The 19,976-nt window shown below is 66.6% G+C and carries 21 protein-coding genes and 1 pseudogene; 8 read left to right on the top strand and 14 right to left on the bottom strand.

Features of this window, described 5'->3' with window-relative positions; all coding sequences use genetic code 11:
* The 3 genes and pseudogenes from RSO01_RS16015 to RSO01_RS16025 all read right to left on the bottom strand — a co-directional run.
* Positions 1-397, bottom strand: a pseudogene (locus RSO01_RS16015) (hypothetical protein); the annotation flags it as partial.
* A gap of 282 nt (positions 398-679) precedes the next feature.
* A complete protein-coding gene (locus RSO01_RS16020; RefSeq protein ID WP_147150123.1) occupies positions 680-1,036 on the bottom strand; it encodes a hypothetical protein in 357 nt (118 codons plus the stop codon).
* On the bottom strand, positions 1,033-1,710 hold the full coding sequence (locus RSO01_RS16025; RefSeq protein WP_147150124.1) for a DUF2459 domain-containing protein: 678 nt from the start codon (positions 1,708-1,710) through the stop codon (positions 1,033-1,035). Before RSO01_RS16025 ends, RSO01_RS16020 begins: the two co-directional genes overlap by 4 nt.
* 146 nt (positions 1,711-1,856) lie before the next feature.
* Between RSO01_RS16025 and RSO01_RS16030 the strand changes: the two genes are divergently transcribed.
* Genes RSO01_RS16030 through RSO01_RS16040 form a run of 3 tightly spaced genes read left to right on the top strand, consistent with a single transcriptional unit; the run spans position 1,857 to position 4,892 of the window.
* The gene (locus tag RSO01_RS16030) at positions 1,857-3,092 is read left to right on the top strand and encodes an extracellular solute-binding protein (protein ID WP_147150125.1); all 1,236 of its coding nucleotides are present in this window, start codon (positions 1,857-1,859) and stop codon (positions 3,090-3,092) included.
* Positions 3,089-3,991: a carbohydrate ABC transporter permease gene (locus tag RSO01_RS16035; protein ID WP_147150126.1), complete on the top strand. Its 903-nt coding sequence runs from the start codon at positions 3,089-3,091 to the stop codon at positions 3,989-3,991. Before RSO01_RS16030 ends, RSO01_RS16035 begins: the two co-directional genes overlap by 4 nt.
* Before the next feature lie 34 nt (positions 3,992-4,025).
* The gene (locus RSO01_RS16040) at positions 4,026-4,892 is read left to right on the top strand and encodes a carbohydrate ABC transporter permease (protein WP_170303101.1); all 867 of its coding nucleotides are present in this window, start codon (positions 4,026-4,028) and stop codon (positions 4,890-4,892) included.
* 291 nt (positions 4,893-5,183) lie between these two features.
* Here the strand turns inward: RSO01_RS16040 and RSO01_RS16045 are convergent, their stop codons facing one another.
* Genes RSO01_RS16045 through RSO01_RS16060 form a run of 6 tightly spaced genes read right to left on the bottom strand, consistent with a single transcriptional unit; the run spans position 5,184 to position 10,356 of the window.
* Positions 5,184-6,146: a tripartite tricarboxylate transporter substrate binding protein gene (locus tag RSO01_RS16045; protein ID WP_246158466.1), complete on the bottom strand. Its 963-nt coding sequence runs from the start codon at positions 6,144-6,146 to the stop codon at positions 5,184-5,186.
* Positions 6,146-6,982 (bottom strand): amidohydrolase family protein, encoded by an 837-nt coding sequence (locus tag RSO01_RS47285; RefSeq protein ID WP_170303102.1) that lies wholly within the window; start codon positions 6,980-6,982, stop codon positions 6,146-6,148. Before RSO01_RS47285 ends, RSO01_RS16045 begins: the two co-directional genes overlap by 1 nt.
* Positions 6,979-7,416, bottom strand: a complete 438-nt coding sequence (locus RSO01_RS47290) for a hypothetical protein (protein ID WP_170303103.1) — start codon at positions 7,414-7,416, stop codon at positions 6,979-6,981. Before RSO01_RS47290 ends, RSO01_RS47285 begins: the two co-directional genes overlap by 4 nt.
* A gap of 6 nt (positions 7,417-7,422) precedes the next feature.
* Entirely contained in the window at positions 7,423-7,863 is a 441-nt protein-coding gene (locus RSO01_RS47295) for a hypothetical protein (RefSeq protein WP_170303104.1), read from the bottom strand.
* Positions 7,860-9,281 carry an amidase gene (locus RSO01_RS16055; protein ID WP_147150130.1) on the bottom strand — a complete coding sequence of 474 codons (1,422 nt, stop codon included), beginning with the start codon at positions 9,279-9,281 and terminating at the stop codon, positions 7,860-7,862. Before RSO01_RS16055 ends, RSO01_RS47295 begins: the two co-directional genes overlap by 4 nt.
* A gap of 1 nt (position 9,282) precedes the next feature.
* The gene (locus tag RSO01_RS16060; protein ID WP_147150131.1) at positions 9,283-10,356 is read right to left on the bottom strand and encodes a dihydrodipicolinate synthase family protein; all 1,074 of its coding nucleotides are present in this window, start codon (positions 10,354-10,356) and stop codon (positions 9,283-9,285) included.
* A 131-nt stretch (positions 10,357-10,487) separates the two neighbouring features.
* Here RSO01_RS16060 and RSO01_RS16065 point away from each other — a divergent pair, with 131 nt between their 5' ends.
* Positions 10,488-10,805 carry a hypothetical protein gene (locus RSO01_RS16065; protein ID WP_147150132.1) on the top strand — a complete coding sequence of 106 codons (318 nt, stop codon included), beginning with the start codon at positions 10,488-10,490 and terminating at the stop codon, positions 10,803-10,805.
* Between the two features lie 29 nt (positions 10,806-10,834).
* Here the strand turns inward: RSO01_RS16065 and RSO01_RS16070 are convergent, their stop codons facing one another.
* The 5 genes from RSO01_RS16070 to RSO01_RS16090 form a co-directional block, all read right to left on the bottom strand.
* Positions 10,835-11,794, bottom strand: coding sequence for a LysR family transcriptional regulator (locus RSO01_RS16070; RefSeq protein ID WP_147150133.1), 960 nt, complete (start codon positions 11,792-11,794; stop codon positions 10,835-10,837).
* Positions 11,795-11,931: 137 nt separating this feature from the next.
* Positions 11,932-12,801, bottom strand: a complete 870-nt coding sequence (locus RSO01_RS16075) for a GNAT family N-acetyltransferase (protein WP_147150134.1) — start codon at positions 12,799-12,801, stop codon at positions 11,932-11,934.
* Positions 12,788-13,813: an NAD-dependent epimerase/dehydratase family protein gene (locus RSO01_RS16080; RefSeq protein WP_147150135.1), complete on the bottom strand. Its 1,026-nt coding sequence runs from the start codon at positions 13,811-13,813 to the stop codon at positions 12,788-12,790. The genes RSO01_RS16075 and RSO01_RS16080 overlap by 14 nt, the downstream gene beginning before the upstream one ends.
* Complete coding sequence (locus RSO01_RS16085) at positions 13,810-15,222, bottom strand: enolase-like domain-containing protein (RefSeq protein WP_147150136.1); 1,413 nt, start codon at positions 15,220-15,222, stop codon at positions 13,810-13,812. The genes RSO01_RS16080 and RSO01_RS16085 overlap by 4 nt, the downstream gene beginning before the upstream one ends.
* Entirely contained in the window at positions 15,219-16,037 is an 819-nt protein-coding gene (locus RSO01_RS16090) for a sugar phosphate isomerase/epimerase family protein (RefSeq protein WP_147150137.1), read from the bottom strand. The genes RSO01_RS16085 and RSO01_RS16090 overlap by 4 nt, the downstream gene beginning before the upstream one ends.
* 64 nt (positions 16,038-16,101) lie before the next feature.
* Between RSO01_RS16090 and RSO01_RS16095 the strand changes: the two genes are divergently transcribed.
* The 4 genes from RSO01_RS16095 to RSO01_RS16110 are packed head-to-tail and all read left to right on the top strand — an operon-like array spanning position 16,102 to position 19,973.
* On the top strand, positions 16,102-16,869 hold the full coding sequence (locus RSO01_RS16095) for an ABC transporter permease (protein WP_147150138.1): 768 nt from the start codon (positions 16,102-16,104) through the stop codon (positions 16,867-16,869).
* Between the two features lie 44 nt (positions 16,870-16,913).
* Positions 16,914-17,894 carry an ABC transporter substrate-binding protein gene (locus RSO01_RS16100; RefSeq protein ID WP_147150139.1) on the top strand — a complete coding sequence of 327 codons (981 nt, stop codon included), beginning with the start codon at positions 16,914-16,916 and terminating at the stop codon, positions 17,892-17,894.
* 11 nt (positions 17,895-17,905) lie between these two features.
* Positions 17,906-18,709 (top strand): ABC transporter ATP-binding protein, encoded by an 804-nt coding sequence (locus RSO01_RS16105; protein WP_308933090.1) that lies wholly within the window; start codon positions 17,906-17,908, stop codon positions 18,707-18,709.
* A 52-nt stretch (positions 18,710-18,761) separates the two neighbouring features.
* Positions 18,762-19,973: an acyl-CoA dehydrogenase gene (locus tag RSO01_RS16110; RefSeq protein WP_147150195.1), complete on the top strand. Its 1,212-nt coding sequence runs from the start codon at positions 18,762-18,764 to the stop codon at positions 19,971-19,973.
* Positions 19,974-19,976 lie beyond the last annotated feature (3 nt).

Here is a 19,976-nt window from a genome sequence, read left to right on the forward strand (position 1 = left end):
TCATCGCGTCCGCGCCGGCCGCGCCATTCAGCGCATCGTTGCCGCCACCACCGTTCAGCGTGTCGGCGCCCGCCGCGCCGTCTAGCGTGTCGGCATAGGCCGAACCATTGACGACATCATCGTTGACGGTGCCCGTGAGCACGACCCGACTCGTCAGTCCGATGTCCTCGACCCAGACGGAGTGGGCGCCGCCAATGCGCGGGAAGAAGTTCAGTGTGCCGCCTGCGCCTGCCACGCGGAAGACGATCTGCGCCTCCGCTTCAAAGGGGTCGGCGCCGCCCGAGTTGACCGTTATCGTGCTAAAGGTGGAGAGCTGAGCGACGCTCGTGGGATCCACGATATATTGCCAGCCATCCAACGGAGAGAATTGGCCGACAACCTCAAACGTGACTGGCACAGACTCGTCCCCCCATCATCGGAGTCCGCGCCCCGAAGTCATCTATCATGGCATCCAAAATGTCCTGGACTCCCCACGCAGCCGAACCGGCACTGTCTCGGGCCAATCGGCCCGCCAGCTCACGCTCCCACAACGAATCAGAGTGCCCCAAACCCACCCAATTGCGCAGTAGTAAGGCCCTACTCGACCTCGCTTTTCAAGTGCAAACCCGGCCAAGCAAGCACTGAACTCGGTGAAATGGCGGACGATCCACAGCACCTACGCCGAGTGACCGTTTGCGACTCACCCTCCAGCTGTAGTGGTACTAAGCAGCAAACCAATAGTTGCTATCTCTTGATTGGTGAGTTCGGCACCGTACTGGGCAACACTGATGGTGGCGCCGGAAAGCTGCGTTTGGGTGAGGTCGGTTTTGACCAGAAGTATCAGCCAGTCAGTGTGCCGATCCCCTGTAATGTTCCGCCTGTTCTTTGGCCTGTGCGCAACACATTCCTGGAGGATTGTGCTTCCCTCTGCCAACTCGATCGCGCAGGTGGCTTCATAATATCGGCCGAAACCAATGTGATCTGGAATGGTCGCCACCCTGAAGAGCTGGATCAGGAACTGTCGGCCCCCAATCGGAATGACATCAATCCTCGTCATCTGTGTGCTCCCAACGACCGGAGCTGGTCGGTCAACTGGTCCACGAAAACGACACCCGCCGGAGTCACCGGTACCCCGCCCACACGCAAACCTTCCGCGGTCCATGTGTTGCAGGTGTAGCTCGCGCTGTATGTCCCGGTAGCGGCATAGAAGGCGCTCCCGGGTGCGGGGCCCGCCGCGAGGCGGCGCGGCGTGCCGTCCCCCGACTTTTCGAATGCGGCCCATAGGTAGTTCGACAGCCGATCGAGCCCCGCCGTCGACAGGCTGAGCTCGAATACCTGCGAACTGGCCCTCGACTCCCGTGGCGAGCTGTATAGCGGGGTCACCAGAAGCACCGCCGGCCCAGGGAACAGCGCGCTCATGGCATCGCCGGCCGTGGGCGCGCGCGCCATGTAGTAGTTGCGCTCGCCCCAGCCGAAAGAGAGGTATTGGGCGCCCGGGAAATCGGGCGCGACCGCCCGCAAGGGCTCCTGCACGGTGTTGATCGAGAGGGCGATCTCGGTGTGCCAGCCGGCAGCAATCATGAATATCCTGACGCCGTCACCCTGCGCTTCCTGATAGGTCGGCGGCGATGTCGAGCCGCAACCAGCCAGGGCCTGCAACGTGCCAGCTGCGAGACAGGCGTCCAGCAGCGTGCGACGCGTTACAGCATAGCAGGGCATCTGGTCGGGCATCGCAGGCGTCCGGCACCCATTATCGCGCGCCTGGCACTGAACTTCACTGCTGTTGCACACAGGCCGGCAATCAAATCCTCATCTGGCGGTCATCCCACTGACATGCAGGGCAGCGACATCGCCCTCTCATTTCATGGGAGGTCGCAATGTCCCGCGCCGTCAGCCGCCGCCATTTCACCCTGGCCGCCGCGGCGCTTGCCGCGCCGGTCGTGCTGCCGCGCGAATCGCTGGGCAACGACGTCAAGGTCGACCTGGTCCATCTCTTCTCGGGCGCCGAGCATCCCATCCAGAAGGTCATAAAGGCCTTCAACGACAAGGGCACGGGCGTCACGGTGGTGAGCCGCCAGGACGGCACGACCTACGAGACCATCACCCAGAAGGCGATGGCCTCGATCGCCGCCGGTCGCGGGCCGGCGATGATGACGACCGGCTGGAAGCTCGGCGACTTCGCGCGCAAGACCCTGGGTGCGCAGGATTTCAGGCAGATCTTCGGGCCCGACCGCACCCAGGCGCTGCTCGCCAAGTTCCGCCCGCAGGTCCGTCCGCTCGCCGCCATCGGCGGCGTGCCGATCGGCCTGCCCTGGTCGATGAGCACGCCCGTCCTCTACATCAACCAGTCGCTGTGGACCGAGGCCGGCCTCGATCCCGCGGCCACGCCCAAGACGGTCGAAGAGCTCTATCCCATGGTGCGCCAGCTCCAGGACAAGACCGGCAAGCAAGGCCTCTGCTACGAGGTCAACGAGTGGCTGCCGCAGGCCTTCATCCAGAATGCCGGCGGCGATGTCATCGACGGCGACGGCAGGCCGGTGATGGACAGCGCCGCCGCGGTGAAGGGCATCGAAGCCTTCGTCCAGCCGCGGCGCGACAACCTCTGGCGGGTCATGACCATCCCCGAGATGGTGGCGGCCTACCAGGCCGGCGCGATCGGCGTCATGGCCTCGTCGTCGGCGCGCCAGTCGGTGGTGCGCCAGGCCGCCAAGTTCGACCTGCGCCTGATCCAGATGCCGGGCCTCGCGGGCCTGCCGCGCCGCATGAACTCGGGCGGCAACTTCCTCGCCGTCTATTCCAAGGTGAAGGAACAGCAGGACGGCGCCTACAAGTTCATGGAGTTCGTCACCAGCAAGGAAGGCTTCGAGATCTGGCTGGAGACGGGCTACCTCAACGTCACCACCAACGACATCCCTGTGCGTCCCGGCAGCGAGGCGGCGCAGGCGCAGATGGAAGGCGGGCTCACCAGCGAGACGATCTGGCCGGGCGCCCGCGGGCTGGAAGCCCTCACCGTGCACATCGACTGGATCACCAAGATCGTCAACGGCGCGGTCTCGGTGCCGGACGGCCTGCGCAGCGATCGCGCCGCCATCGACAAGCTGATCGCGGCATGACGACGGCGTGGCGAGGGGCCTGGCGACGCCTCGCCGGCTCGCCCTGGCTGTTCGCCGGCCCTGCCGTTGCCGCCGCGATCCTCTTCGTGTGGCTGCCCATGGCCTCGACCCTGGGCCTGTCGTTCTTCGACTGGAGCCTGCTCCGCCAGGAAGCGACCTGGCGCGGCCTCGATCACTATCGCGGCACGCTCGCCAATCCCGACTTCCATCTCGCCCTGGTCAACACCGGCGTCTACCTCGCGGCGCTGCTGCCCTTGCAGGTCGGCATTCCTCTGGTGCTGGCCTTCGCCCTGGTGCGCGTCAAGGCGAAGGCGACGGGTCGCCTCTATCGCACCGCCCTGTTTGCGCCGTCGGTTCTCTCCTTCCCCGTCGCCGCGGTCGTATGGCTCTGGCTGTTCAACCCGACGGTGGGGTTCCTCAACACGCTGGGCGGCGCGGTCGGCCTGCCGCCGCAACGCTGGTTGACCGATCCCGATATCGCCATCTGGAGCGTCATCATCGTCGCCTTCTGGAAAAGCTTCGGTCTCAACCTGCTGATCTTTTTGGCCGCCCTCGCCAACGTGCCGACCGACGTCACCGAGGCGGCGCGCATCGACGGCGCGAGCCCGCTGCGCCAGGCCATCGACATCGAGCTGCCGCTGATCTCGCCCGCCCTGTTCTTCGCCGTCGTGACCACGATCATCGTCGTGCTCGACGAGATCGTGGGCGCCGTCGACGTGCTGACCGAGGGCGGGCCCTACCGCACCTCGAGCAACCTTCTCTACTTCCTTTACGAGCGCGGCTTTCGCCATTTCCAGTTCGGCGAGGCGGCCGCGGTCGCCGTGCTGATCGCGGCCATCGTGGCCGGCGTCACCTGGGCGCAATTCCGCTTCGGGGAGCGGCATGTCCACTACGACTGAGACTCTCACGGAGCGCGGACCTCCAGGTCCGCTCATGACTCGTGATGCGGACCTGGAGGTCCGCGCTCCGATGCGCTTCCGGCACGGCAGCCAAATCGTGCTGCACATCGCCTTCATCGTCGCCTGCCTGGCGACGCTCTTCCCGTTGGTCTGGATGCTGCGCACGGCCTTCGCGCCGCCTCACGACGTGTTCCGCGCGACGATGTCGCTCTGGCCCGAGAATGCGACGCTGGCCAATTTCACCGCCGCCTTCCGCCTGCATCCCGTCGGCACCTGGTTCGTGAACTCGGTCGTGGTCGCAGGCGCGATCACCTTCGGCAAGCTCGCGGTGTCGGTACCGGCGGCGTTCGCCTTTGCGGTGATGAGCTTTCGCGGCCGCGATGCTGTCTTCGCTTTGGTGGTCGGCACCATGACAGTGCCCTACGTCATCACCTTGCTGCCGACCTATGTGGCCGTGGCCAGCATCGGACTGTACGACACGCTGACCGGCGTCGTCGTGCCGGCGATCGGTCATTGCGGCTTCGTCGTCTTCTTCCTGCGCCAAGCCTTCAAGGCGCTGCCGCGCGAGCTGTTCGAGGCGGCTCGCATCGATGGTGCGGGGCCATGGCGGCAGATGCTCACCATCGCGTTGCCCAACATCTGGGGCGCCGTGGCGGCCATGGCGGTGCTGTCGTTCCTCGGTGCGTGGAACCTCTACCTGTGGCCGCACCTCATCCTGGATTCGACAGAGCACAAGACCCTGTCGATCGGCCTGAAGCTGTTTGCGACCACGGGCGAACAAGGCGGCGATTGGGGGCCGTTAATGGCGACCGCCCTGCTCGCCGCCTTGCCGGTGGTGCTGCTTTACCTGATGGCGCAGCGACAGCTCGTGTCGGCCTTCGCCACCTCAGGCATACGCTGAATCATCGCTCGGAAAATCGGCCGAGCTTCTTCGCCTCCGTCGCGAGGCGACTGCGAGCCCGGGCCTGTACCAGGGCGGGTGCCGGCACGGCCAAGCCACCCCGAAGTTGCCGCAACGGTTCCAGTGCGCGCTCGAGAGAGAGCAGCGGACGCTTCGCCCGCCAGAATGGAATCGTCCGCTTGGATCCAAGCACTACATCCTCCATCCGAATGCCAACGTTACTTCCGGCAACATGGTGACGGGCTGCCATCCGATTCAAGGCACAAGCGGCGGAGAGGTTCCCTGTAGAAGCTACTCGATCTTGATGTTGGCAACCTTCACGACTTCGGCCCACTTGGCCATCTCCCCGCGCAGGAAGGCGGCAAGCTCGGCCGGCGTCGAGCCGATCGGCTGGGCGCCGAGGTCGGCGAACTTGGCCTTGATCTCCTCGGTGGCGAGGATCTTCGCGACCTCGGCCTGCAGCCGTTCGATCGCCGCCGCCGGCGTGCCGGCGGGCGCCAGCAGGGCGTTCCACTCGGAGATCTCGCAGCCGGTGACGCCGGCCTCGGCCATCGTCGGAACTTCGGGGGCTGCCGGCGAGCGCTGCGGGCTGGTGACGGCGAGCGCCCGCACCCGCCCGGCACGCGCCTGCGGCAGCGCCGCGCTCATGTTGCCGAAGTAGAACGGCACGTGGCCGGCGGCGACGTCCGCCACCGCCAGGCTGCCGCCCTTGTAGGGCACGTGCTGGATGTCGGTGCCGGTGCGCAACTTGAAGAGCTCGGCGGCGAGATGCTGGGCGCTGCCATTGCCCGACGAGGCGTAGGACAGCTTGCCGGGCTCGGCCTTGGCCATCGCCACCAGCTCCGCGACCGTCTTGGCGGGAAAGGTCGGCGTCACGACCAGCAGCTCGGGCACCGTGACCAGCAGCGACACCGGCGCAAAATCGTCGGGCGTGCGGAACGGCATCCTGGGCATCAGCGACGGATTGACGGCATGCGCGAAGGCGCCGATCAGCAGCGTGTGGCCGTCGGGTGGCGCCTTGGCGACGGCATCGTCGCCGATCGTGCCGCCGGCGCCCGGCTTGTTGTCGATCACCACCGTCTGGCCGAGCGCCTCCTGCAGCTTGGGCCCGATCAGGCGCGCCGTCGTGTCGGCGCCGCCGCCCGCCGTATAGGGCACGACGATGCGCACTGGCTTCGAGGGAAACTGCTGCGCCAGAGCCGGCGCGGCAAGACTTGCGGCCGCTGCTCCAAGCAGGACGCTACGCCGACGCATCAAATCCTCCATCCGATCCATTCGCACACGCCGCGGCCCATGACCCAGTCGAGGTCGTCGCCCTTCAGCCACGGCATTTCCTCGGTGAACATGGTGACGCCCTGGCGGTAGCTGCAGGGCAGCCGCGACCAGTCCGTGCCCCAGAACGTGCGCCTGGGTCCATAGGCGTCGAAGACGCGGCGGATATACGGATGCACCGACCGGAAGGGATAGCTCTTGGCGGCGGCGTAGCACGGCATGGCCGAGACCTTGGCCGCCACGTTGGGCCGCTTGGCGAGCGCCAGAACGTTGTCGAGGGTGGCGAAGTTGGTGGCTTCGCTCACATCCTTCGCGCTCTTCAGCCCGAGATGGTCGAGCACCAGGCGCAGGCCCGGGTAGCGCTCGGCGATCTTGTCGGCGAGGTGCATGTATTCGTGATGGAACAGGACCATGGCGGGAATGCCCGCCTTCTCCATCTCGCCCCAAACCCAGTCGAAGCGGCCGTCGAGCAGCGGTTGGCGCAGGACCTCGGTATGGAAGGTGAAGCGCATGCCCATCATGCCCTTCTGCTTCCTCCATCCGGCGATCTGGTCACGAGCACCAGGTGCGTCGGGATCGAGGCGGCCCATGATGCAAAAGCGGTCGGGATGGCTGGCCGTGGCGTCGAGCGCCACGTCATTGCGATCGCCCTCCCAGGACGGCGGCACGATGACGACGCCGTCGACGCCGGCCTTGTCCATCTCGGCCAGGAGCTCTTGCTTGCCGAGCGGCGCGCGATGCGGCTCGGCACGCGCCGGCCATGGACGCTCAGGTGTGTTGGCCGCCCAGATGTGCACCTGCGCGTCGACGATCTTCATCCTTTCCTCCCTTGCAGTCGCGTCGCGGCGACACGAACCCCGACCATGACCAGCCACGTGCCGAGCGCCCACACGATAGCGAAGACCAGCACGAATTCGACATGAGCAAACGACAGGTAACCGCCGTGCAGTCGCTGGAAGATCAGGAAAATGGCGGCGAAGAGCACGGGAGCCGCCAGACCGGTACGACGACCGAACAGCCACTCGACCAGCACCGCCGCCACCGCGCCGCAGAGGCCAGCCCACAGCGCGCCGGCGGTATATAACGGCACCGCCATGCGCCGGACTTCCTGAGCCACGGCCTTGACCGGGACAACCGACTCCGGCTGAAGCCCGAAGCGGGCGACAAGCCAATACGCCGCCTGGGTCAGCACCAGCATCCAGAGAGCGCCGGCCAGGAATCCGACGACGGCCGTGCCGAGCCAGCGCTGCATGCCGCTTTATCGCCAACCCAACGCGGCGCGCGTCCCGCGGGCGATCAGCCACATGCCGAAACCCCAGAGGCCATAGACCAGCGGCAGCACGACGATGATCGGCAGCCCGGGCATATTGAACCGCCCGTTCTTGATGGGCAGCACGACGGTCCAGTTCACGATCGCCACGATGATGGCGGCGAACAGGATCCAGCCGAGCACGCCGCCCAACGCTCCGGGCAGCCTCGGCACCAGGAATGCCGCGACGATGCCCCAAAGGCCGCCCCAAAAGGCCGACGACGCGATCGTGGGCACGCTCCACGGCGGTACCGGACGCATGTTGTAGATAACCGCTTGCGGGGTGTAGCCGAGCTCCTTGCTGAGCCAGAAGCCGAACTGATGGAAAATGAGAACGCTCAGGGCGCCGGCGACGAAGCCGACGATGACGGTACGCATCCAGCCGCTCATGCGATCCCTCCCTCGGTTGGCCGGCGGTCACGCCACGGGCGGGCGCGTTCGAGCTCCGCCGCCAGCGAAAATAGCATTTCCTCCGCGCCGAAGCGGCCAACGAAGTGCAGACCGATCGGCAGGCCATCGCCGGTCCAGGCGAGCGGCACGGACATCGCCGGCACGCCGGCGACGTTGCAGACCGACGTGAACGCCACCATGGGCGCGAGGCCGGCCTGGTACGCCTCGGGAGTCCCGTCCATGCGAACGGTGCCGAGCGGCAGCGAGACCCGCGCGATCGTGGGCGACAGCAGGATGTCGTACCGTTCGAAGAACGCACCGAGCAGCCGGCCGGTGCGATGGAAGGTCTGCACGGCGCGGATGTAGTCGTGCGCGCCGATGGTGCGGCCCTGCTCGGCTGCCTGCCGCGTCACCGGCTCGAGATCGTCCGGTCCGGGCACGCGGCCAGTGGCGCGAATCTGGATGTTGGTCCAGGTGTTGGCTGCCATCACCGTGCCCAGCGCCATGCCGGCCGCCGATGCGTCGTAGTCTGGATAGGCCTCCTCGACCTCGTGCCCGAGCTCTTCGAGAAGCTTCGCCGTACTCTCGACCGCCGCAACCAGCGTCGGATCGAGCGCCCCGCCGCCCACGGGATGCCGCATGAAGGCGACGCGCAGCTTGCCCGGCGCGCGCTCGGTCGCCGCCAGGAAGGAGCCGGCCGCCGGCGCCGTGTAGGGATCGCCGGGCTCGCTGCCGGCAATGACATCGAGCAGGGCCGCGCTGTCGCGCACGGAGATCGACACGCCGAGCTGCGCGCCGGCGCCGGCCAGGGTCTCGCCGATCGGCGCCAGGCTGACGCGGCCGCGCGACGGCTTCAGGCCAAACAGGCCGGTGAGCGCCGCGGGTATGCGGATCGAGCCGCCGCCGTCGGTCGCATGCGCCATCGGCAAGCCGCGCGCCGCGACGATTGCCGCCGACCCGCCGGATGAGCCGCCGGGCGACAGGCCCTTGCGCCAGGGATTGAGCGTCGCGCCCCCGAAGGCGGGCTCGGTGGTCGGCGCGAGTCCGAACTCACTGGTGTTGCTGCGGCCCACGATCACCAGCCCGGCGCGGCGCATGCGCGCGATTGCGGCGCTGTCGGCCTGGGCGACGGGTTCTCGGGCAAAGAAGCGCGACCCCAGAGTCGTCGGCGTGCCGGCGCAATCGGCCATGAGCTGCTTGACCACGAACGGGACGCCCTGGAAGGGCCCCTCGCCCGCCCACGCCACCGACCGCTCGAGCAATGCGCCTTCATGGAAGTCGGTGATGGCGTTCAGCGCACCGTTCAGCGTCCGCAACCTTGCCAGCGTGCCGTCCACCAGCTCGCGTTTGCCGAGCTTGCGCGCCTTGACCAGCTGGGCGACCGCAAGCGCGTCATGCGTCGCGAAAAGATCGTCCACCTCAGTTCCGCCAGCGCTCGAGGTTGGCCGCGACGAAAGCGTCGTCGTTCAGCTCGGGGTAGGTCGCATACAGACGATCGATGCCGGCGCTCTGCCCCGGGCTCAGGGTCTCGTGCGGATCGAGGCATTCAATCGAGTTCATCAGCCCCTGGCGGCGCAGGATCTCGTGGCAGCCCGGGATGCAGCCCGCGAAGTCATGGTCGACGTCGAACACGACGGAGTTGCAGTCGGTGACGAACGAATCGAGCGCCAACATCTCAGGCGGGATGGCGCCGGCCTTCACCGAAAGCTTCAGGCGCTCCAGCATCTCGACCGCTCCGCGCGTCCACACGCTCCAGTGGCCCAAAAGGCCGCCCTGAAAGCGCAGCGTCACCTCGCGGTTGCCGGTGCGCACGACCATCGGGGTCAGCAGATCGGCAACGATGTGGTCGTCGTTGCCGGTGTAGAGCGTGATGCGCTCCTCGGCATGGGCCTGGGCGATACCGACGGCCACGTCGAGCGTGCGATAGCGGTTGAACGGCGCCACCTTGATCGCCACGACGTTGTCGATGGCGGCGAAACGGGCCCAGAAGGCGCGCGACAGCGGGATGCCACCGACCGCGGTCTGCAGGTAGAAGCCGACCAGCGGCATCTCCTTGGCAACGGCCGTGCAATGCTCGATCAGCTCGTCCTCGCTCGCCCCCTTCAGCGCGGCAAGCGACAGCAACACGGCGTGATAGCCCAGCGACCGCGCTGTGCGGGCCTCCTCGACGGCCTGTGCCGTCTTGCCGACCGCGCCCGCAATCATCACCAGCGGACGGTCGGTCCATTCACGCGCCGTCTCGATGGCGAGTTCGAGAACCGGGCGATAGAGCCCGACGTCGCGGATGGCGAACTGCGTCGAATGCACGCCGACCGCCAGGCCGCCCGATCCCGCGTCGACGTAGTAGCGGCTGATCGCGCGTTGAGACTGCTCGTCGAACTTGCGGTCGGGTCCGAGCGCCAACGGATGGGCGGGAATGACCGAACCCTGCCGCAGCAGGGAGAGGACCGACGCTGGCAGATCGCGCCAGTGGAGGGCGGCAACGGAAGTCATGTCTGCATTCATGAACCCTTTTCAGCACCACATGCAATATCCATGGGCTTCTCATCGGCACCGGCCACCGACACTCTCATGCGAAAGCCCGCCTGTAGACGGGCACGTCGAAGCACACAGGAGGAAGCGCCATGAAAATCCCAAGCCTTTGCTTGATGACCGTCCTGACGTTAGGCCTTCCCTTGGCCGCATCCGCGCAGCAAAACGTTGCGAAGGGCACTGCCGCGGATGTCAAGTATTGCAACGCGTTGGCAAAGTCGTACTCGAGCATGTTTCCGGCGCAGGAGGGAATGGCGGTATCCGACGTCGTCACCTTGAGCCGATGCGATACCGAAACGCAGGCGACGATCGCAACGCTCGAGAAGAAGCTCGGCGACAAGAAGATCGACTTGCCGCATGACGAACGGGTCGCGCAACCACCAGGCGGCACGTCGGGCGGTACGCAGTAGCTGCAATTCCGCTCCAGCCCGTCGCCTGTTCAGCGTCCCCTGCGATCGCGCTTTGTCCCTTTCGCGACAGGATTCTCAATTGCCGACCTGGCGTTTGGCGGATCGCGGCCGATGCGGATCATGTCGATGAGCGCCCGCAGCGCCGCCGGGACTTGGCGGCGCCCGGAATAGTAAAGGAAGTAGCCTTCATAGGACGGTGACCAGTCTTCGAGCACGCGGATCAGCTGGCCCGATCGTACGAACGCCTCTATCCGGGCTTCGATCGTATAGGCGATCCCGAGACCGTCGATCGCTGCACGAATCGCCAGCCCGGAACTGTTGACCGTGACCGGACCTCGCACCGAAATCCGTCGCGTCTTACCCCTTCGCTCGAAGGACCAGACGAACATGCTGTCGCCCCATCGGTATTGGACGCAGCTGTGGCGGGAGAGATCATCGGGTGTGCGCGGTGCGTCCCGCCGCGCGAAGTACGACGGCGCACCAACCACGGCGACCTTCATGGGCCTCGTCACCCGGACCGCAATCATATCCGCCGGCGCTCGTTCCCTGATGCCGATCGGAGCGTCGAAACCCTCTGCCACGACATCGACAGGCCCGTCATCCACCCCGAGCTCGAGATGAACGTCGGGATAGGTCGCCAGGAAGCGGTCCCACACCGGCGCGATCACCGCTGCCGCCGCGCCGGCGCTGGCGTGGATACGCAGCCTGCCGAAGGGCCTGCGCCGTTCCTGGTCGAGATCCTCCAGAGCGCCGGTGATCTGAGCAATGGCTGGTCGCAGCCGCGCCAACAGGCGCTGCCCTGAGTCGGTCAGCGCGACGCTCCGAGTCGTGCGATGCAACAGGCGAATGCCGAGGCGCTGCTCAAGGTGTCTGATCGCGTGGCTGAGCGCAGAGGGTGTGACTCCCACCCGCGCAGCCGCAGCCCGGAAGCTGAGTTCGTCAGCTACGGCGACGAATGCCGTCAGATCCGCAAGATCGCCGCGGTGCATTCATGAGTTCCCACTCCCCGAGAACTCAATACATAGGCATGACTTTTTTCGGGACGTCTGCCAATCAGCGGAGGTGCCATGCTCGCCCGTCAGAGCTCGAAACCTCTGCACGCCGCGGTCGAATTCGTTGCGACCAGCTAGCCCAGCTCCGGACCAGCAAGAGCAAAGATGTGAGTGGGATCGTCGAGCCCCTTCGCCTCGCCCAGGGTCATGCGCATGTAGCCGCGCGGCGTCGTTGCCCCCTGCCCTTCGAGCCAGGCGCGCACGGCGCGATGCGCCACCGGTACATCGACGATGAACGGACCCGGAGCCGACGCGGCCGCCTTGGCGATCAGGGCCAACGCGATGGCCTCGTTGTCGGCCACCACCGGACCGAGCGACGTCGCCATCCTGCCCTCGCGGCCCAGGACGAACCCGACGATCTTCCCCGCAGCATCCTCGGCGATCCAGGCACGGCCGGGCTGGCGCAGGGCGAGATGGACGAGGATCGCCGGCCGTTCCATGCCGGTCAGCGGCCGGTCGTAAAGAGCGAGCCTGGGGAGGTCGGCCGCCACGATCGGCCTCAGCGAGATGCCGGCAGGAGGCGCAACGGCCACGGCCTTGGCCGCATCGAAGTGCCAGCGTGAAATCTCGTAGAGATCGCGGAACCCCAGAGGCAGATAAATCGGGCGACCCAGTTCGGTCGCATCGAGGCCGGCGACCGCGCCGGCCGACCGCACTTCCTCGATGCAGTGCCTCAGCAAGCCCGTGCCGACGCCGCCACGCCGCCGCTCCCGGGTGACCAGGACCATGCTGATCCACGCGAGCTTCTGGCCGAGCGGCAGGACCAGCGAGCTCGCCTGCCATTTGCCGTCCGGTCCGACGCAGCCGAAGCCGCGGCCGGCACCCAGCATGAAGCGCCAGTCGGCGACGTTCTGGTTCCAGCCCGCCTCGATGGACAACGGCCAGACCGCATCGCTGTGCGCAGCATCGATCGGCCGAACGTCCAATGACTCAATACTTGCCATCGCGCACCTCGTAGTGCGTGGGCTTGTTGATCGTGGCCATGTCGCGGGCGAGCCAGTCGGCCGTCCATTCGATCATCGTGGCGAGCGGCACGGACGGTGGGCCGAACTCCTTCACCATGCGTCGCGAATCGTTCAGCCAGCCCGTCGCTGCCGGCGTGCCGGTGAGCTTCGGAGATTTGCCCAAAAGCTTGCCGAACTCGCCGGCCGCCCACCGGACCTCGATAGTCTCAGGGCCTGTGACGTTGATCGGCGTGGTGGGCGTCGTGGCGTGGGCCAGGCAGCGCAGTGCCACCGTGTTCGCGTCGCCCTGCCAGATCACGTTAACATGGCCCATCGTCAGATCGATCGTCTCGCCATCGCGCACCTTGCGGCCGATGTCGTGCAGGACGCCGTAACGCATGTCGATGGCGTAGTTCAGGCGGAACAAACGACCCGGCGTGCCGTGCTTGGCGGAAAAGTACTCGAACATGCGCTCGCGGCCGGCACAGGTGACGGCGTAGTCGCCAGGCGGCGGCACTGGCGGCACGTCTTCGCTGGCGCCGCCGCTCTCCACCGGCACGAACGGATAGACGCATCCCGTCGAGAAGGCGACGATGCGCGACTCCTTGAAGACCTCGGCGACCATCGCCGGCACCTGCACGTTCATCGCCCAGGTGAGCGGCACGTCGCCGGCGGCGCCGAACTTGCGGCCGGCCATGAAAACGATGTTGGGGGCCTTCGGCAGCTTCTCGAGTTGCGCGCGGTCCAGCAGATCGGCGGCAACCGGCTCGACGCCGGCCTTGACCAGCGCCTCGCGGACCCCGGCTTCGCTGAAGCGCGCCACGCCGATCACCCGCTTGCCCGGCGCCGCACGCTTGGCGAGGCGCGCCAGCGTCGGGCCCATCTTGCCGCCGACGCCCAGCACCATGATGTCGCCGGGCGTGCGGGCAAGATCGCCAATCAACGCGTCTGATGGCGTCGTCATGAAATCCTCGACGGCTTCGACGCTGTCGAAACGGGCGGGCAATGTCATGTCGAAGCTCCCTCGGTCATCGGCGTCATCGACTTGAAATCCATCTCGGCGCCGACCGCAAAACCCGGCACGTTCAGCGAGCGCAGCGCCAGCGTGCCGCCGGTCGCCTTGAGCCGGGCGGGCCGGCCGTCCTTCTTTTCGTAGAGCTCGGGATGGGCCGCCACGAACGCAAGCTGCTCGCGCTCCGGTGCGAAGGCCATGCCGTCGATGAAATGATGGGCGTTGCGTTCGACATGCGTCAGGCCGAGTAGCGAGACAAGGGCCAGATCCTGCTGCACGCTCACGCCGGGCCAGGTCGTAAGATCTTCGGCCGACATGAAATGCCCAGCGCCGAGGTGAGCGACGCGCAGCGCGTTCAGGATCGACTTGTAGAAGCCCTTGCAGTTCTTGCTCGAGACGCCGCTGTAGCCGAGGCGCAGCGCCGACGGGAACGACGACAGCTCGCCGTCGGATTCGTCGATGATCACCGGCCGCAACTGGGCCAGCGGTCCGACCGATCGCGACAGGGCCACCGCGCGCTTGATCGGCTGCTCGATGAACAGCGTCGCCTTCGCAAGCTTCGCCAGGCCCGGTGTCTCGATCACCTTGCGCCACAGCTCGACGATGCCTTCGACGTTGTCGTACTGCTCGTTGCCGTCGAGCGTCGCGAGGTAATCCCCAGCCCCGGCGTCGAGCACCGCGGCGATGCGACCGAGCCGGTCGAGGTCGGCCTTGATGTCGCCGCCCACTTTCAGCTTGTAGTAGCGGCCGCGATAATAGGAGACGACCTCCTCCAGGGTTTCCGGCAAGCCGTCATTCACACGCTCCGCTGCCGGACGGTCGGCTGCCGTCAAAGGATCGACCAGACCCACGGTGTGGCGGACGTCGATGCTCTTGCCAGGCGTCAGCTTGGCCAGGAAAGGCTCGATCTCCAGCTCCTCGATGTCCGGGGTGAGCGCGGTCGCGACGATGCCCGGCGCGTTGCGCGTGATCATTTCGGCGAAGGACTGCCCGGTCGCCTTGCCGAGCGCATCCAATATGGCGCGATCGAGCAAGGCTGGACCGTAAGCGGCGACCAGCGGGTTGAGACCCTGCGCCGCGCCGCGCTTCTGCTGCTCCAGGTAGGTGCCTGCGAACAGGCCGAACGGAGTGTCGAGGCCGCGCGCGCGATAGAGCTCGATCGCAAGATCGAGCGCCTGCCGCAGCTGGTCGAGGTTCTGTTCGTCGGTGAATTGCGGGCTCTTCTCGAACCACTTCGCGGCCAGCGCCTCGGCGGCGACGCCGTGGCTACTACGGCCGTCGGGCAGCGTGATGCGGGCACGGATCACCGCCTGCGTCGCATCCGTGACGGTGATCACGCCGAAGCGGAAGGCGAGCCGCATCTTCACATGCCGCTCGTAGCGCTCGACCTCGTCCAGCTTCACTTTCATACGCTCGACTCCAGGAGGCCCGCGACATAGCCGATCATGCGCGCGGCGCAGGTCGGCCCGTCAGGCTCATAGACGAAAGGTTCCATGGCGATCCAGCCGCCATAGCCGGTTTCGCGCAAGGCTTTCACGACGGGGGCGAACCGGTCCTCGCCCTGCCCTGGCCCGCGCCGGTTGCGATCGTTGAACTGCACATGCGCCACGAGGCCGGTCGGCATCCAGCGCCGGATGGCATCGGCCACCGGCTCGGGCTCCATGAGGCTGGCGGCCAGCGTATCGACCATGGTGCGCAGGGCGGGATTGCCCAGCCGGCGCACGACCTCGGCGGCTTCGGCCAGCGTGTTGACGAAGTTGCAATCGGGCGTGGCCAGCGGCTCGATGCAATACGCGACCTTGGCCGTTGCCGCCTGCTCTCCAGCCAGGATCCACGCTTCTTCCGCACGAGCGGCGTCGTCAGGCGTCGCCACCCGACGCTGTGCGGGCGAACCGTGGACCAGGTAGGTGCCGCCCAATTCGGCGCACAGATCCACCGAGGCACGCAGGACATCGACGCTCTTCTGCCAGACCGCACGATCGGCGGCCGTGATCGACAGGCCGGCCGGTGCGGCCAGCAACCAGTGCAGACCGCTCACCTCGAGACCGTTAGCGGAGCAGATGTTGCGGATTTCGGAACGCCTGGTCGCCGGCATGCGCCATGCATCGTCGCCGAACGTGAACGGCGCGAGCTCGAGGCCGCGATAGCCGAGGCCCGCCGCCAACGCACACTGACGCTCGAAGGAAAGCTCGCGGATCACCTCGTTGCACAGGGCCAGTTTCACAGATGATCCTCAAGCTTGACGGGATTCTGACGCTTCGCCAGTGTGCCCGAATGTGCGGCCGCGGATGATCAAATTCCAGCCTTTGCTACGCCAGTACTGGCCGACCGTCGCGCTGTTCGCCTTTCTGCTCGCATGCTGGCAGCTCGCGGTGAGCCTGGGCGGCATCCGCGAATATTTGCTGCCTTCTCCGCTCGCGGTGTGGAACGCGCTGTGGCACGGCGACACCGCCTGGACGCAACACATCTGGGTCACGACCTTGGAGATAATCGGCGCGTTCTTCCTGGCGGCCGGCGTCGGTGTGGCGCTGGGCGTGGCGATAGCCTGGTCGCCGCTGATCGCCAATGCGCTGGTGCCCTTCCTGGTCTTCGTGAACACCTTGCCCAAGGTGGCGATCGCGCCGCTGTTCTTGATCTGGATGGGCTACGGCATCTTTCCCAACATGCTGATGGGCGCGTTGATCGGCTTCTTCCCGGTGGTGATCAACACAGCCGTCGGCCTGAGCCAAGTCGAGGCCGACATGCTCGATCTCGGCCGCGTGTTCAACGCGCCGAAATGGAAAATCTTCGCCAAGATCCGCATTCCCAACGCCCTGCCCTACATCCTGAGCGCGCTCAAGATCACGGCGACGGCCGCCGTGGTTGGCGCCATCGTCGGCGAGTTCGTCGCCTCGCAGAAGGGCCTGGGCTACGTCATCGTCACCACCCAGAGCAGCATGAACACCTCGGTGGCGTTCGCCTCGCTGATCTGGATCTCGGTGGTAGGCCTCGTGCTGTATGGCGCCGTCGTGCTGGTCGCCAAGCTGTGGGCGCCGTGGGCCGAAGGAATTGACTGAATTGGGGCCATTTGAATCGGGGAAGGGTAAACAGGGAGCACATCATGACTAAGACAATATCATTGGCACTTGCCGCCCTGCTGGCGACCGCCGGCAGCGCGTCGGCGCAGGAGAAGTTCACCTTCGCATTGAACTGGTTCGCCGTCGGCGACCACGCCGCCTACTGGGTGGCGCTCGACAAGGGCTACTACAAGGCCAAGGGCCTCGACGTGACCTTGGAGAACTCCAAGGGCTCGGGCGATTCGATCGCCAAAGTCGACACCGGTCGCGCCGATGCAGGCCTCGCCGACGCCGCCGTGGTGATCGCTTCGGTCGGCCGCGGCACGACCATCAAGACGGTCGGCATGGTATTCGACAAGACGCCGCTCAACATCTTCAGCCTCAAGAGCAGCCCGCTCACCAAGCCCAAGGATCTCGAAGGCAAGACGCTGGGCGCGCCTCCGGGCGACAGCCAGCGCCAGATGTTCCCCGCCTTCGCCAAGGTGAACGGCATCGACGCCTCCAAGGTCGCCTGGGTGAACATCGAGCCTGCCGCCAAGATCGCCGCCGTCGCCGAGAAGCGCATGGACGGCGTCGGCGACTACTCGACCGGCCTGCCGCTTTACGAGAAGGCCGCCGGCAAGGGCAACGTGGTGATGATGCCGTGGGCGGACTTCGGCTTCGACATGTACTCGATGTCGATCATCGCCGGCGCCAAGACCATGAAGGAGCGGCCGGCGGTGCTGAAGGCCTTCCTCGAAGCCTCCTACATGGGCTGGCGCGATGTCATGGCCGATCCCAAGGGGTCGATGGAGATCTTCAAGAAGCGCGTGCCCGAGGTCGACGTCGAGGTCATGACGCCCAACATGATGATCGGCCTCGGCCTGATGAAGACCGAGCGCTACGAAAAGAATGGCATCGGCTGGATCGACGACAAGAAGATGTGCGAGTCGGTCGACCTGGTGAACGCCTACATGGGCCTGCCCAAGAAGGTGGAGTGCAAGGACGTCTACACGACCGAGTTCTTCACCAAGGTTGCGATGTAGTCGACGGTCGAGTGACCAAGCAACTGATCGGCCTCGACCAGGTCGGCATGACGTACGAGGCGGCGAGCGGCCCGGTCGAGGCGCTCGCCGGCATCTCGCTGTCGGTCGGCGTGGGCGAATTCGTCTCGCTGGTGGGCCCGAGCGGCTGCGGCAAGTCGACGTTGCTGCGCATCGTGGCGGGACTGCGGCCCGCCACCGCCGGCACGGTGACGGTCGCGGGCCAGGAGGTGCGCGAACCCATCCCCGATATCGGCATGGTGTTCCAGGCGCCGGTCCTGCTGAAGTGGCGTTCGATCCTGCAGAACGTCCTGCTGCCGGCCGAACTGGCCGGGCAGCAGGCAGCCGCCTTCCGGCCCCGTGCCGAGCAGCTCCTCGACATGGCTGGGCTGCGAGGCTTCGGCGACAAGCTGCCGCGCGAGCTCTCGGGCGGCATGCAGCAGCGCGCCGCCCTCTGTCGCGCCTTGCTGCTCGACCCGCCACTGCTCCTGATGGACGAGCCGTTCGGCGCGCTCGACGCCATGACGCGTGACGACATGGCGCTCGAGCTCCTGCGCATCTGGGGCGAGTGCGACGTGGCGCGCGAGGCGCGCAAGACGGTGCTGTTCGTCACCCATTCGATCCCCGAGGCGGTGTTCCTGTCCGACCGCGTGGTGGTCATGTCGCCGCGCCCCGGCCGCATCGCGGCAGACCTGCGGATCGACCTGCCGCGGCCCCGGACCGTGGAATTGCGGGCCTCCGAGGCTTTTGGCCGCTACAGCCTGGAGATTTTCCGGGCCCTGACGGGGCGGACAGTTGGCGCGGCCGGCACTGCCTGATAAACCCCGGCCAACAACGCCAGGAGCAGACATGGCCACCGCCGCCACCCCGATGAAAAGCGCCGCCAAGGGCATCAGCGCCGACGCCAAGCCGTTCGACTGGGAGGACCCGTTCTTCCTCGACGACCAGCTCACCGAGGAAGAGGTCGCGATCCGCGATGCGGCCCGCGACTACTGCCAGGACAAGCTGATGCCGCGCGTGCTGGAGGCCAACCGGCACGAGAAGTTCGACCGCGAGATCATGAACGAGTTCGGCGCGCTCGGCCTCCTGGGCTCGACGCTGCCGGAGAAGTACGGCTGCGCCGCCGCCAACTACACGACCTACGGCCTGGTCGCGCGCGAGGTCGAGCGCGTCGATTCGGGCTACCGCTCGGCGATGAGCGTGCAGTCCTCGCTGGTCATGCATCCGATCTACGCCTACGGCAGCGAGGAGCAGCGCATGAAGTACCTGCCCAAGCTCGCCACCGGCGAGTGGGTCGGCTGCTTCGGCCTCACCGAGCCCGATCACGGCTCCGATCCCGGCGGCATGAAGACGCGCGCCGTGACGGTGCCCGGCGGCTACAGCCTCTCGGGCTCCAAGATGTGGATCACCAACTCGCCGATCGCCGACGTGCTGGTGATCTGGGCCAAGCTCGACGGCGGCGCCATCCGCGGCTTCATCCTGGAGCGCGCCTGGAAGGGCATCGAGACGCCCAAGATCGAGGGCAAGTTCTCGCTGCGCGCCTCGGTGACGGGCGCCATCATGCTCGACGAGGTGTTCGTGCCGGCCGAGAACATGATGCCCAACGTGTCGGGGCTTGGCGGTCCGTTCGGCTGCCTCAACAATGCGCGCTACGGCATCGCCTGGGGCGCGCTCGGCGCCGCGGAGTTCTGCTGGAAGCAGGCGCGCAACTATACGCTCGACCGCAAGCAGTTCGGCCGGCCGCTCGCCGCCAACCAGCTGATCCAGAAGAAGCTTGCCGACATGCAGACCGAGATCGCGATCGGCCTGCAGGCCTGCCTGCGCGTCGGCCGCCTCAAGGACGCGGGCCACGCCCAGCCGGAGATGATCTCCCTGATCAAGCGCAACAACTGCGGCAAGGCGCTCGACATCGCCCGCGTCGCCCGTGACATGCACGGCGGCAACGGCGTGTCGGACGAGTACCACGTGATCCGCCATGTCATGAACCTCGAAGCGGTCAACACCTACGAGGGCACACACGACGTGCACGCCCTGATCCTCGGCCGCGCCATGACCGGCATCCAGGCCTTCACCGGAGCCTGATCG

This window comes from Reyranella soli, assembly GCF_007992495.1.
Taxonomy (GTDB): Bacteria; Pseudomonadota; Alphaproteobacteria; order Reyranellales; family Reyranellaceae; genus Reyranella; species Reyranella soli.

Coding starts and splice junctions, on each gene's coding strand:
- RSO01_RS16020 (WP_147150123.1), bottom strand. CDS start 1,036: ATGACGAGGATTGATGTCATTCCGATTGGGGGCCGACAGTTCCTGATC.
- RSO01_RS16025 (WP_147150124.1), bottom strand. CDS start 1,710: ATGCCCGACCAGATGCCCTGCTATGCTGTAACGCGTCGCACGCTGCTG.
- RSO01_RS16030 (WP_147150125.1), top strand. CDS start 1,857: ATGTCCCGCGCCGTCAGCCGCCGCCATTTCACCCTGGCCGCCGCGGCG.
- RSO01_RS16035 (WP_147150126.1), top strand. CDS start 3,089: ATGACGACGGCGTGGCGAGGGGCCTGGCGACGCCTCGCCGGCTCGCCC.
- RSO01_RS16040 (WP_170303101.1), top strand. CDS start 4,026: ATGACTCGTGATGCGGACCTGGAGGTCCGCGCTCCGATGCGCTTCCGG.
- RSO01_RS16045 (WP_246158466.1), bottom strand. CDS start 6,146: ATGCGTCGGCGTAGCGTCCTGCTTGGAGCAGCGGCCGCAAGTCTTGCC.
- RSO01_RS47285 (WP_170303102.1), bottom strand. CDS start 6,982: ATGAAGATCGTCGACGCGCAGGTGCACATCTGGGCGGCCAACACACCT.
- RSO01_RS47290 (WP_170303103.1), bottom strand. CDS start 7,416: ATGCAGCGCTGGCTCGGCACGGCCGTCGTCGGATTCCTGGCCGGCGCT.
- RSO01_RS47295 (WP_170303104.1), bottom strand. CDS start 7,863: ATGAGCGGCTGGATGCGTACCGTCATCGTCGGCTTCGTCGCCGGCGCC.
- RSO01_RS16060 (WP_147150131.1), bottom strand. CDS start 10,356: ATGACTTCCGTTGCCGCCCTCCACTGGCGCGATCTGCCAGCGTCGGTC.
- RSO01_RS16065 (WP_147150132.1), top strand. CDS start 10,488: ATGAAAATCCCAAGCCTTTGCTTGATGACCGTCCTGACGTTAGGCCTT.
- RSO01_RS16070 (WP_147150133.1), bottom strand. CDS start 11,794: ATGCACCGCGGCGATCTTGCGGATCTGACGGCATTCGTCGCCGTAGCT.
- RSO01_RS16075 (WP_147150134.1), bottom strand. CDS start 12,801: ATGGCAAGTATTGAGTCATTGGACGTTCGGCCGATCGATGCTGCGCAC.
- RSO01_RS16080 (WP_147150135.1), bottom strand. CDS start 13,813: ATGACATTGCCCGCCCGTTTCGACAGCGTCGAAGCCGTCGAGGATTTC.
- RSO01_RS16085 (WP_147150136.1), bottom strand. CDS start 15,222: ATGAAAGTGAAGCTGGACGAGGTCGAGCGCTACGAGCGGCATGTGAAG.
- RSO01_RS16095 (WP_147150138.1), top strand. CDS start 16,102: ATGATCAAATTCCAGCCTTTGCTACGCCAGTACTGGCCGACCGTCGCG.
- RSO01_RS16100 (WP_147150139.1), top strand. CDS start 16,914: ATGACTAAGACAATATCATTGGCACTTGCCGCCCTGCTGGCGACCGCC.
- RSO01_RS16110 (WP_147150195.1), top strand. CDS start 18,762: ATGAAAAGCGCCGCCAAGGGCATCAGCGCCGACGCCAAGCCGTTCGAC.